This is a genomic window from Prevotella sp. HMSC077E09, assembly GCF_001814685.1.
GTDB lineage: Bacteria > Bacteroidota > Bacteroidia > Bacteroidales > Bacteroidaceae > Prevotella > Prevotella oris.
Map to the genome: position 1 here is coordinate 29,802 of NZ_KV817576.1, position 13,404 is coordinate 43,205.

At 40.2% G+C, this 13,404-nt stretch carries 9 protein-coding genes; 8 read left to right on the forward strand and 1 reads right to left on the reverse strand.

What is annotated here, in order from left to right; all coding sequences use genetic code 11:
- Nucleotides 1–393: 393 nt before the first annotated feature.
- The gene (locus HMPREF2983_RS09315) at nt 394–2,988 is read right to left on the reverse strand and encodes a glycoside hydrolase family 84 protein (RefSeq protein WP_070667854.1); all 2,595 of its coding nucleotides are present in this window, start codon (nt 2,986–2,988) and stop codon (nt 394–396) included.
- Between the two features lie 754 nt (nt 2,989–3,742).
- Here HMPREF2983_RS09315 and mnmG point away from each other — a divergent pair.
- From mnmG to HMPREF2983_RS09355, 8 genes are all read left to right on the forward strand, one after another.
- Entirely contained in the window at nt 3,743–5,614 is a 1,872-nt protein-coding gene (mnmG, locus tag HMPREF2983_RS09320) for a tRNA uridine-5-carboxymethylaminomethyl(34) synthesis enzyme MnmG (protein ID WP_070667855.1), read from the forward strand.
- Between the two features lie 210 nt (nt 5,615–5,824).
- Complete coding sequence (locus HMPREF2983_RS09325; RefSeq protein WP_004373309.1) at nt 5,825–6,355, forward strand: adenine phosphoribosyltransferase; 531 nt, start codon at nt 5,825–5,827, stop codon at nt 6,353–6,355.
- Between the two features lie 77 nt (nt 6,356–6,432).
- Nucleotides 6,433–8,280, forward strand: coding sequence for an excinuclease ABC subunit UvrC (uvrC, locus tag HMPREF2983_RS09330; protein ID WP_070667856.1), 1,848 nt, complete (start codon nt 6,433–6,435; stop codon nt 8,278–8,280).
- 19 nt (nt 8,281–8,299) lie between these two features.
- Nucleotides 8,300–8,752 (forward strand): D-aminoacyl-tRNA deacylase, encoded by a 453-nt coding sequence (gene dtd, locus HMPREF2983_RS09335; protein WP_070667857.1) that lies wholly within the window; start codon nt 8,300–8,302, stop codon nt 8,750–8,752.
- A 300-nt stretch (nt 8,753–9,052) separates the two neighbouring features.
- Nucleotides 9,053–9,376 carry a nucleotide pyrophosphohydrolase gene (locus HMPREF2983_RS09340; RefSeq protein WP_004377903.1) on the forward strand — a complete coding sequence of 108 codons (324 nt, stop codon included), beginning with the start codon at nt 9,053–9,055 and terminating at the stop codon, nt 9,374–9,376.
- Nucleotides 9,377–9,397: 21 nt separating this feature from the next.
- Nucleotides 9,398–10,339 carry a deoxyribose-phosphate aldolase gene (gene deoC, locus HMPREF2983_RS09345; RefSeq protein ID WP_070667858.1) on the forward strand — a complete coding sequence of 314 codons (942 nt, stop codon included), beginning with the start codon at nt 9,398–9,400 and terminating at the stop codon, nt 10,337–10,339.
- A 99-nt stretch (nt 10,340–10,438) separates the two neighbouring features.
- Nucleotides 10,439–11,794, forward strand: coding sequence for a WG repeat-containing protein (locus HMPREF2983_RS09350; RefSeq protein ID WP_070667859.1), 1,356 nt, complete (start codon nt 10,439–10,441; stop codon nt 11,792–11,794).
- A 29-nt stretch (nt 11,795–11,823) separates the two neighbouring features.
- Complete coding sequence (locus tag HMPREF2983_RS09355; RefSeq protein WP_070667912.1) at nt 11,824–13,203, forward strand: WG repeat-containing protein; 1,380 nt, start codon at nt 11,824–11,826, stop codon at nt 13,201–13,203.
- Nucleotides 13,204–13,404 lie beyond the last annotated feature (201 nt).

The following is a 13,404-nucleotide window of genomic DNA, read 5'->3' on the forward strand; positions in this document are numbered from 1 at the left end:
AACTGTTTGAATAATATACAATGAATATTCTTCCCGAACAAATCAGACAATAAAAGAGTATCAACGACTACCTCATATTAGGTAGTAAATACCAGGATATGAGGGGAAATACCCTTTGGAATTCAGTGCAAAAATACTATATTTTAATGATTTATCAAAGTATTTTAGATAAAATAATCTATATTTAAATTAGGATTTAGTCTCTGGAATATGCATTATGGAATATTCACTTTTATGAGATATTGATAGAAGTGCATATTCGTCTGTGCACATAAATCCATGAAACAAGGTTTCAAGGTTATGAAAACAAGAAAGGAAGTATCAGCAAGAATTCTACATTGCTTAGCTTGATACTTCCTCACTATAGAAAAACTAATAAAAATAATCGTTCAATCAATGTTGGGATTTCGGTATGATTTCAAACACATTTGCTTTTCCAATAACCTCTATACGGGTCACATTTTTTGCAACATCCACAGTAAAGAATGGAGAAGTAGATGTATATTCGGCCTTCAAGCGATTACGCTTGTCATACTGACAAAGGCGAACCGAACCGTCTGTTGGCAAAGAAAGCAAGAATGTAAAAGCTGTTGTACCGTGTGGTACCTTAAATGAGAAATCGCCTATACTCTTGAAAATGGTACTTGGTTGATGATCGAAAGCATTCAGAATGTCATTCGACACACCGTTGTTCTCAATAAAGGGAGTTGCAGCCACATTTTCAGGAACCACTGTAAATGAACGAACAGCTGCCCAGTTTGTACGTTTTGAATCGAGTCGGACAAGGCGAATATAACGTGCTTCTATTGGCCTTTCAGCCTTCCAAAGAATATCATACTGATTATGTAAACCCGTTAAAAGCGGCTTCCAGACTTTGCCATCAACAGAATACTCTATTGCAGCATGGTCAAAGAAGTCGGTATCATCTTTAGAATTTCTGCCTTGTAAGATATGAACCTCACGAATAGGCATCGGTTCGGGAAGTGAAACTCCAATCCAGTCACCTGCTTTCTGACTCTCACCAGAAGTATAGAAGGTGGCACTGTCGCCATCCAACATAAGTTCACTCTGTGTAGTTCCTATATTCCTATAGGTTCCTGTGCCATGCAAAGAGAAAGCTTTCTTACCCGATTGCCGCTCATAAAAGGCTTCTCCTAAGTCTTTCATGGCACATTCGTAGAATGGTTGCAGCTTCATTGTACCCGATTTATGTGCCTCGTAAGCTTGCTTATCCTTATTGCTCATCAGGTTTTTTACATATGCTTTCCAAAAGGATGATGCATCTTCTGAGCGATAGAGATCCATGAGTTCAAGGGCTTTCTTGCCACGCATACCAAGTTTCCCGAACTCTTTCAGCCACGGTTGGAGTTCTTGAAGAAGCAGAGTGTCATTACAACCCGCTTCAATCTTTGCGGGAACCTGTACCACGCGTTCGAACTCTTCATAAAGTTTATCACGCTTTTCCTTTGTATAATCGGCTAACCGGAAAGTCTCTGTATCCCATGATTCATCGCGACGATAGCCCGTTTCTGTGTCTGCAGAATGGATAGCAAATGTGCGATAAGCCTCTTTTGCATGGGGCATCATCACCTCTAAACCGCGTTCCCAACTGTCAATTGGATTATAGGCAGCAGGATTCCACGTATAGTCTGCCACACTATAGAGTGAAAGTTTCGAAGCCTCTCCATGCTCCATAGGGTTACTGACAAGTCCACACATATCTTTATTTGTGAGTGAAGTGTCTAAACCATAGACCGGACCTTGCAAGATAAGATTACGAACATAGTCGGTTACAGCATAGTTCCACCAGAAGAAAGCAGGACGTTTGATGCGGCTATCCACCCAGTCGAGAGTTTCTTTTGTGACATCACTGCAAACCACATCGCCTGTCCAAAACACACGGACAGAGGGATCGAGGGTGCGTCCATAAATGCTCAATGGCCCGTCTTCATCTGCTTTTGCCCATAACTTAGAATAATCCGTAGGACAGATAATAAGCGGTGAGACATCGCCTTTGGCTTTTACAAATTCCTTGGTCAAGCGATTCAACAGCTCAACTTGCTTATTCGGATTAGTTCCTTCTCCTGAAATATCATCGAAGAATATAGCAAATGAGCGTACACCGTCTGCATACATGAGATTAAATTTACGTACAAGATTCTGATAATCTTCCTCATTCCACTTAATATCTTTTCCTGGATGAATCGCCCAAACAAAGTCTACCCGGTTCCTCCGACACGCCTCAACTAATTCCTTAATGTTTCTCTGCTCCCTCTCCGGATACGGCAGACGCCAGCTTGGTGAACTGTGATAAGGATCGTCTTTCGGGCCATAAATATAGGTGTTCAGCTTATGTCGTCCATAAAACTCAATCAGAGACAGACGTACGGCATGTGACCACGGCATACCATAAAAGCCTTCAACAACACCACGATAAGGGAAGACAGGCGCATCATTGATTTCCAAACAAGGTAGTTTCCTACCACCTTCTGCTATAGGACTCTCTATGAGCTGACGCAAAGTCTGAATAGCATAGAATACTCCCGCATCATTAGCAGCCTGAAAACGAATTTCCTTTGGACTTACCGTCAATGAATAGGCCCCATCAACATTAGCCTGTTTCTTACTGACAACATCCACAACAAGAGGCTTTTCCACTAATTGTATCTGCAAAGGGAAGCCCTTTGAAGATAGGGAAAGGAACGTCAGCTCGTTCCTATAGTCGGAGGTTAGCTTACGTTTCGATATTGGTTGAATTAAATGAACACCGGCACTGATGTCTACAGTGTTTCCACTTGTCAGTCTCAAATGGCGAGGCGTCGGATTAATAACAAGTCCATGGTGATCGATTTTCTTACCAGGGACAGGGGTTATTGATTGTATTTCCGAACGTTGACAGCCTAAGTCGAAATCATTTTCCTGTGCTTGTACTACTGTAAAGGTGCATAGACTCAATACAAATGCAACTAAGATTTTCTTTTGTTTCATGTAGGTTTTTAATTATTTAGCTTACAACTGACCACACATTTTCATATATGTTTCAGCCGTTTATAAAAGATTTCACAATCGCTTCTCTTTGCAACGGTCAAAGATAACGCCAACAAAGATAAGAAATAAAAATAAATTCTAACCATCCACAGATATAAAAAAACAGATGAATATGATTTATCTATTACAAGAAAATATATGACATTTATATAAAAACTGTAAGATTTTGACCATTGCATTACCCTGTTCGGGATAAGCAATTGAAACTACTCAAAAGCAAAGATTTATCCCCAATTAGTGCAACCCAAATCTGTCTGTATGGTAATTTGCCGTAGATTACGCTGCAACTTGACTCAAATCACCGTGCAACTTGACTCACTTTACAACGTAACTTGACGCTAATTACACTGTAACTTGACGCACTTTACATCATAAAGTGACTTAAATTGCGAGGCGATTCGATTGCAATTGCAACGCCACGTGATGAAATCTTATTTATTATTATATTGAATCGGGGTATTACATTAATCTGATTTCTTTCTAAAACAGCACGAGAATATATCACAAGATTCACAGTTCTCATGTAAGACTAACATCATGTCATCCTCTCACTCATAAACAATGGTACAGTATATTGAACGCATCCTGCTGATGCTTTTTAATGAATAAAAGCATCATAATTCGATTTTATTTCTTAATTTTGTAACGTATCTAAAATAGAAAAGTTATATCTCTATACTTTTGTAGAAAGACAATGGAACTCAAGTATGACGTACTTGTTATCGGTGGTGGCCATGCTGGTTGCGAAGCTGCAGCTGCTTCAGCAAATATGGGAGCTAAAACCTGCTTGATAACAATGGATATGAACAAGATAGCCCAGATGAGTTGCAATCCTGCCGTAGGTGGAATTGCGAAAGGACAAATCGTAAGAGAAATCGATGCTTTGGGTGGAAACATGGGTATTGTAACCGATAGAACTGCTATTCAGTTCCGCATGTTGAATATTGGGAAAGGCCCTGCTGTTTGGAGTCCACGGGCACAATGCGACCGAGGTAAATTCATTTGGGAATGGCGTACAACGCTCGATCACACCGAAAATCTTGATATTTGGCAGGATCAAGCTGACGAACTCATCGTTAAAAATAACGAGGCTGTAGGTGTAAAGACTATTTGGGGAGTGACGTTTTATGCCAAAAGCATTGTCGTCACAGCAGGCACATTCCTCAACGGATTAATGCACGTCGGACGCAAAATGATAGAAGGTGGTCGCTGTGCAGAACCGGCAGTGCACCATTTCACAGAGAGTATCACACGCTGGGGAATTACTTCTGCACGTATGAAAACAGGGACTCCCATAAGAATAGACAAACGAACTGTTCACTTTGATGAAATGGAAGAACAGAAAGGAGACACTGACTTCCATCAGTTTAGTTATATGGGTGAGCACCGCATACTCCGACAATTATCCTGTTGGACGACTTACACAAACAAAGAAGTGCACGAAACTTTACGAGAAGGTTTGACCGATTCACCTCTGTTTAATGGACAGATACAAAGCACCGGGCCTCGCTATTGCCCCTCTATAGAGACCAAACTTGTTACATTCCCCGACAAAGAGCAACATCCGTTATTCCTTGAACCAGAAGGCGAAGACACCAATGAAATGTATCTGAATGGGTTTTCTTCAAGTATGCCCATGGATATCCAATTAACTGCCATCCATAAAATCCCAGCGTTTCGCGATGTAAAAATATATCGCCCTGGCTACGCTATAGAATACGATTACTTTGACCCAACCCAATTAAAACACTCGTTGGAATCGAAGATTTTGCCTGGTTTGTTCTTTGCAGGACAGGTAAATGGCACTACAGGATATGAAGAAGCAGGCGGACAAGGTATTGTTGCTGGCATTAATGCAGCCCTCCATTGCACAGGAAGTGAACCTTTTATAATGCAACGAGATCAGAGTTATATCGGTGTTCTTATCGATGATTTAACAACGAAAGGCGTTGATGAACCTTACCGTATGTTTACATCTCGTGCAGAATATCGTATTCTTTTGCGTCAAGATGACGCTGACGCACGCCTCACAGAAATAGCATACGACCTCGGAATTGCCAAACGCAATCGTTATGATTGGTGGCATCAAAAGAAAGAAGCAGTCCACCGTTTAATTCATTTCTGCAAGGAATATCCGATTAAATCGAGTGAAATAAACTCTCAATTAGAATCATTAGGCACCACCCCTCTTCGTGCAGGGTGTAAACTTTCTGATTTAATTGCACGACCACACCTAACACTTCAGAACCTTTCGGAAATCATTCCAGAGCTTAAAGAAGCATTACTAATGCCAGAAAATCGAAAAGAAGAAATAGCTGAAACAGCCGAAATTCAGATGAAATACCAAGGATATATCGAACGAGAACGGATTATTGCCGACAAAATGCATAGATTGGAAAACATTAAAATCAAGGGAAGATTTAAATATAGCGAACTTCAAGAGATTTCAACAGAAGGTCGACAAAAACTCGAAAAAATAGATCCAGAGACTTTGGCACAAGCAAGTAGAATTCCAGGAGTATCTCCAAGTGATATTAATGTACTTTTAATTCTATTAGGACGATAGGCTTCCTACGACCCAAAATGAAGTTTCACGTGAAACGAGATAAATAATAAAACGCTGATATCTAATAATTTAAGTGTTCAAATGAAACATATAATATTAAATAAAACATAAGAAGACATCGAAAGACAAGAGCTTTTTATGAGTAAAACCAAACGCAACATATCAGACATTAAGGAATAAACAGAATTCAAATATAATACAAAATAAAAGATGAATAAACAACTATTATTAGACAATCTGCGCAGCATTCCAGATTGGCCCATTAAAGGTGTCAACTTTCGTGATGTTACTACCCTGTTCAAAAGCCCAGAAGCACTCCGCGAAATCGCGGAAGAGATGTATGACATCTATAAAGAAAAGGGAATAACTAAAATTGTAGGCATAGAGAGTCGCGGCTTTGTCATGTCATCAGCCGTAGCTGTAAAGTTAGGTGCAGGCATCGTGTTATGTCGCAAACCAGGCAAACTGCCTTGTGAAACTGTACAAGAAAGCTACGCCAAGGAATATGGCATAGACACCATTGAAATCCACAAAGATGCCATTAATGAGAATGATGTCATTCTTCTTCACGACGATTTACTCGCTACAGGCGGCACAATGAAAGCAGCATGTAATTTAGTTAAGAAGTTTCACCCAAAGAAAATATATTGCAACTTCATTATTGAACTGAACACAGAGTTCCCTGAAAGCCGAGAACTTTTCGACAAAGACATTGAGATCTCATCCTTACTGAAATTCTAATTATTATGGAACGGCAGCCTTGTTTCACGTGAAACAAGGCTGCCGTTCTTTACTTTATATAAAGGGGATACGCATATATGACACGCGAAGAAAATGAAAAACGATTAGCTTATCTCAAGAACATCGTATTAAATATGCCAGAGAAACCAGGCAGCTATCAATTTTATGATGAGAACAAAAACATCATATATGTAGGTAAAGCCAAGCGTCTCAAGCAGCGTGTTTCTTCTTACTTCCATAAAGAAGTAGATCGGTTCAAGACTAAAGTATTGGTCTCCAAGATTAGAGATATCAGCTATACCGTCGTCAATACTGAAGAAGATGCGCTCTTACTCGAGAACAGTCTCATCAAGAAGTATAATCCCCGCTACAACGTCTTGCTGAAAGACGGTAAGACTTATCCCAGCATCTGTATTACTAACGAGTATTTTCCACGTATCTTCAAGACCCGAAATATCAACAAACGTTTCGGCACTTTCTTTGGCCCCTACCCTCATGTCGGAAGTATGTATGCCATTCTTGATATCATCAAGCGCCTTTATAAACCACGCACCTGTCGCCTTCCTCTCACCAAAGAGGGTGTTCAACAAGGGATGTTCAAACCTTGCTTAGAATACCATATTCATAATTGTGATGCTCCATGCATTGGTAAACAGAGCTACGAAGAATATCAAGAGAACATGAATCAAGCACGCGAGATTCTAAAAGGGAACACTCGTGAAGTGAGTAAAAGACTTTATCAACTCATGATGAAGAATGCCGAACTCTTGAAATTCGAGGCAGCAGAAGATATCAAAAAGAAGATTTCACTCCTCAACGAATTTGTTGCTAAGAGTGAAGTTGTCAGTCATACGATCGATGATGTAGACGTTTTTACTATTGTTGATGATGAGACTAACCACAATGCCTACATCAATTATATCCATGTGCGCAAGGGAACCATCAATCAAAGTTTTACATATGAGTATAAAAGAAAACTTGATGAAAGTGATGAGGAACTACTAATTACTGCTATTCCCGACATCAGAGAACGTTTCAAGAGCCACGCTAAAGAGATTATTGTGCCATTTGAAATGGAGTGGAAGATAAAAGGTGCAGAGTTCTTCGTACCTCAAAGAGGTGATAAAAAACATCTCCTTGAACTGTCAGAGATGAATGGGAAACAGTATAAATTCGACCGACTGAAGCAATCAGAGAAACTCAATCCGGAACAGAAGCATACGCGGTTGATGAAAGAATTGCAAGCCAAGCTTAAACTTTCCAAATTACCTTATCAGATTGAATGCTTTGACAACAGCAACATTTCTGGAACGGATGCCGTGGCAGGCTGCATAGTATATAAAGGTATGAAGCCCTCACGAAAAGACTATCGCAAATACAACATCAAGACGGTTGTTGGTCCCGATGATTATTCCTCTATGCAAGAAGTAGTCCGCCGACGCTATAGTCGCATGATAGAAGAGCAGACTTCCCTCCCCGACCTCATTATTACAGATGGTGGAAAAGGTCAAATGGAGGTAGTAAGAGAAGTTGTTGCCGATGAACTACACCTCAACATACCCATTGCCGGACTTGCCAAAGACGACCGACACCGCACAAACGAACTCCTCTACGGTTTTCCTCCACAGACCATTGGACTTGATGTGAAGAGCGAACTCTTCAAAGTACTCACACAAATTCAAGATGAAGTGCACCGTTATGCTATCACCTTCCACCGCAACAAGCGCTCAAAACACGCCCTACACAGTGAACTTGACGACATCAAAGGGCTTGGACCAAAGGGTAAAGAGGCGCTACTCAAGGAACTAAAGACCGTTAAATCCATAAAAGAAGCTGATAATCAACAACTTATACAAATTCTTGGAGCATCTAAAGGAATGATAGTCTATAAACATTTTCACCCAGAAATGCCCGAAACAGAATAATTTTTTGTATATTTGCCGTATGAGAATAGTCATACAACGCTGTGCACAGGCCTCTGTTACCCTAAATAATGAAGTGAAAACTGCTATTGGCAGAGGCTATCTTATCCTTTTAGGTATCGAAGAAAGTGATACCGAAGAAGATGCTAATTGGCTGATACACAAAGTAATAAACCTAAGAGTTTTCGACGATAAGCAGGGCATCATGAACCGTTCTATCATGGATATTGACGGCGAAATCCTTGTTGTTTCCCAGTTCACACTATTTGCAAGCTACAAGAAAGGCAACCGCCCATCGTGGCTCCGCGCAGCAAAACATGAGATTTCAGTACCTCTTTACAACTATTTCTGCAATGAACTGTCACATAAACTCGGCAAAACCGTAGGCACAGGAGAGTTCGGAGCTGATATGAAAGTGGCGCTCGTCAACGACGGCCCCGTAACTATTTGCATGGATAGTAAGGCGAGAGAGTAGAGTCTCTCCCCCAACCCCTTTGCTTTCCTCGCTTCGCAAGCTCAACGAACAGCAACCTACAGTTCCTCGAAAAGAGAGGGGATAATATCATTTTCCAATGGAAATAAAAGACAAAAAATAAAAGAAGCTAACGAATATTCAATTTATTCGGAAGCTATATCAAACTTATAAAAGTCACAACAAACGAGTATAAACACTATAAAATAACCTCAAATTAGCAGGCATATCACTCCCCTCTTTCTTCGGAGAGGGCTTAGGGGTGAAGCTGTTAAGTGCGGAGCACTTTATATTAATACTATTATGACCCTTCAAGAAGCCCAGAAATCCGTTGATGAATGGATAAAAACTTATGGCGTTCGCTACTTCAATGAACTCACCAACATGGCCTGCCTTACAGAAGAAGTAGGCGAATTAGCACGCGTTATAGCCAGGAAATATGGCGAGCAAAGCTTCAAACCAGGCGAGAAAGCCAACTTAGGAGAGGAAATGGCCGATGTGCTTTGGGTGCTCCTTTGCTTAGCCAACCAAACCGGTGTAGACCTCACGGCCGAATTAAAGAAAAGCTTTGAAAAGAAAACCCAGCGCGACAACAAGCGTCATCTGAACAACAATAAATTGAAATAAACAACCTAATCAATACAAATTATGGCATATACAAAGACTATCCTGCCACAAAACGAAGGCAAGGAGATTAAGAATGAAGACAAGAGCAAATACGAAAAGGCTCTTGAACTGTATGACACCAACCTCAACGACGCCGAAGTTCAGGCTGCCGTAAAGAAGATTATCGAGGAAAAAGTGCCACAGAACGACACCATGGAAGTAAAGAAATTCCTCTTCGGAAGTATCGAACTCACAACGCTCAGTACTACGGACACAGAAGAGAAAGTGCTCAAAATGATTGAGAAAGTCAATCAGTTCGACCGCGAGTACCCCGATATTCCCCATGTTGCAGCCGTTTGTGTCTATCCCGTCTTTACCGAACTCGTGGCCAATAGCCTTGAAATTGATGGTGTAGAAATTACCAACGTATGCGGAAATTTCCCTTCCTCACAGGCCCGAATGGAAGTAAAGGTGGCCGAAACTAAGTTGTCTGTGACCGACGGTGCCACCGAAATAGATATCGTTCTCCCTGTAGGCAAGTTCCTCAGTGGCGACTTTGAAGGTGTCTGCGATGATATCAACGAGATGAAACAGGCTTGTGGAGAAGCACCTATGAAGGTTATCCTTGAGACCGGAGACTTAGAAAACTGCAGTAATATCAAGAAGGCTGCCTTGCTTTCCATGTATGCCGGCGCCGACTATATCAAGACATCTACCGGCAAAGAAAAGGTAAGTGCTACACCAGAAGCGGCATACGTGATGTGTCAGGCTATCAAGGAATACTATGATAAGACTGGCATACAGATAGGTTTTAAGCCCGCTGGCGGCATCAATACGGTTACAGACGCCATTACCTACTACACCATCGTTAAAGAGCTCTTAGGCGAAAAATGGCTCACCAACAAGTGGTTCCGCATGGGAACAAGTCGATTGACCAACCTACTGCTAAGCGAAATCCTTGGAAAAGAGACCAAATTCTTCTAAAATATAGCCCAAAACGCCCTGCTTTCTCACCAAAGAAAGTAGGGCGTTTGCGTTTAATATCGTTATCTAACACCCCAATTTATTCCTTGTTTTCAATTGATGAGAAAGAAAATCACCCTCCTTTTATTGCTTTTCACCTTATCAACGATAAGCCTAAATGCCCAGGTTGGCGTTGCACTCTACCTTGAAAAAGCCAGTATCTGCAAACAAAACAATGGTAAATTCAGCCTCAACGACTTCCACAAGAAGCCTATTATCACCGATGCCGACACTATATTTAGCACACATTTCGATTGCTTTGTAGTAAGTAAAGCGGGGCAAAAAGGGCTATACGATGCTGAAGGAAAGTGCTTGCTTCCTATCACATTCAATAACATTTCCTTCGATAACAACCGCTATTGGCTCGTCAACAAGGACGGGAAACAAGGTCTTTATTCGCACATGGGCAAAGAAATTCTGCCGCCACGCTATGATAGTATAGAGGTAACCTGTAACTATCGTACCAATGCAGGCAACTATTTCATCGTGAAAAAAGGCTTATATGGGCTCTGTAACAACGAGGGAAAATTTATTGTCGACCCACAATACACCGCCATAGAATATAGATATTTGAGGTATTTTAAGCTGACAAAAGGAGATAGTTGCCATTATCTCTTCAACTACAAAGACATCATTAAAGACATCAAATTAGACGATGCTATGCCTATTACAATACAAAGAAACGAACAAAAACGCTTCTATTTCAATTATAAACAGGGCAAAGCATGGGGACTTCTACGTGAAAATGGACAGTCAGTCATCGCTGTTCAATATGATAAACCCCTACAAAAAGTTGGCTATATCCACTCAGACAGCACCGCTTATTTCATTGCTTGTAAAGACAATCTATTTGGATTGATTGACATAAACAACAAGATTGTGCTCCCCTTTCAATACAAAAACATCCAACCAACCTATCTCTACAACACCATAGAACTCACTACCGACGAGGGGAAACAACTCTATAACATGACTAAAAAGCAATTAGCGCTCAACCTTTTCTATGACAAGAGCAGTGTTTCTGACCGCTATCTATACCTCAAAAGGAATGGCCTTGAAACAGCTGTTGACTGCAAGCACATGCAAATTCTCTTCCCTTTTAAATACAATTCCATATTAGGTCTCAACGATAATGAGCACTTTATCGTCACCACAAAGAGCAAAACAGCAGTCGTCAACCGCCAAGATAAGCAGCTGATCCCCTATGGTTACGACGAAATTAAAGTCACAAACAAGCCCTATCTCTTTATCATCAAGAAAGAAAAGCAATATGGCATTGTCAACCTGAAGAACGAATTGGTTTATGGAATGACACCTTATCCCATATACACCTATGATGATCGCATAGAACTCATCAACATTACAACGTTTCAAACCATTAAGAAATTAGACTATAACTTCAAAGAAATCAAGTAAAAATGATGTATCCTAAAACATATAAACGCATGAAAAAGATTGCAATCCTCCTGCTCATCATGGCATGTGCAACAACAAGTGTCTATGCACAAGACATTCAAGTCACTGTAAAATTCATAGAAACAACCAACATCCGCCAACAAAACAATGGTAAACTCCGCCTGGACGATGCCCAAAATAAGCCCATTATCACCGATATTGACTCTATTATCCCAACCAGTAATGTTTTCTATCACGTCATCAAAAACGGCAAACATGGCATCTATTACAAAAGCGGAAAGCAATGTATTCCCATAGAATATAACGAGATAAACGAGATAAAAGCAAGCTACTACGCCTCCCAAAACGACTATTGGCTTGTAAGAAAAGGAAAGAATGTAGGTCTTTACAGCCATGATGGCAATCAAATCCTCCCTCCAGTCTACCTATATATTGAACAGAAAAGAGTAGATACATCACAAGAAACAGATTATTTCATTGTCAAAAAAGAACACTACGGAATCTGTGATGCAAAAGGAAATATCGTTGCAGCACCCATATATGCGTATATCACTTATACGAATGGATTCTGGACGCTTAGAAAAGAAACGCCCTGTGATTATATATTCAACGATAAAGACATTGTAAAAGGAATCACTATCAATCAAACTAAGGGTCCCATCTACTACGACTACAAACGCTTAGCCCTAGATTATAGCTTCGAAAAGGATGGATTATGGGGAGTTATTAATAGTGAAGGACTGACTATTATTAAGCCACAATACGAAAAAGAACTGCTAATTATGAATAATCTTAACAATAATCGACAAGTTTATTTCATTGCCTATCAAAACAGATGTTACGGCATGATAGACATTGATAACAACATCATTCTGCCTTTTTCATATAAAAGTATAAAACAAATCGACGATAACGGCATCGTTAAATTAGACGATATACAAGGCAAGAAAAAGCTGTTCAGCATGAAGAAAATGCAGATGCTGACCAACTCTTCCTACGACAATGTCCAAGTGTTCCCTTCTTATTGTATCCTCGAAAAGGATGGATTAGAAGCCTTCTTTGATGCGGATGAAGAAAAAATTTTACTTCCATTAGCATACGAATCAATAACGACCAACATGTATAAAAGCACCTTTATTGTCTCAAAAGGGAAGAAATTTGGTATTGTTAACCGTGAAAATAAAACCCTTGTTCCTTTTGAATATGATAACATTTCCTCCACACCAAACGACAGTCTCTTTATTGTCGAAAAGAAAAATGAGCAAGGTGTTATCGATTTGAATAACGACATACGCATCAAATTAAAGCCATGCAAAATTAAAACGTTCTTTAATCGTCTTGAAATCAGAGAGCTAACTACCGATACCATCATCCAGAAATTGGATTATAACCTCAAAGAAATCAAGTAAAAAGATGTATCCTAAAACATATAAACGCATGAAAAAGATTGCAATCCTCCTGCTCATCATGGCATGTGCAACAACAAGTGTCCATGCACAACACATTCAAATCATTGCAGAATTCAAAGAAATAGCAAACATCCGCCAACAAAACAATGGCAAACTCAGTCTGAACAATGCCCAAAATAAGCCCATTATCACCGATATTGA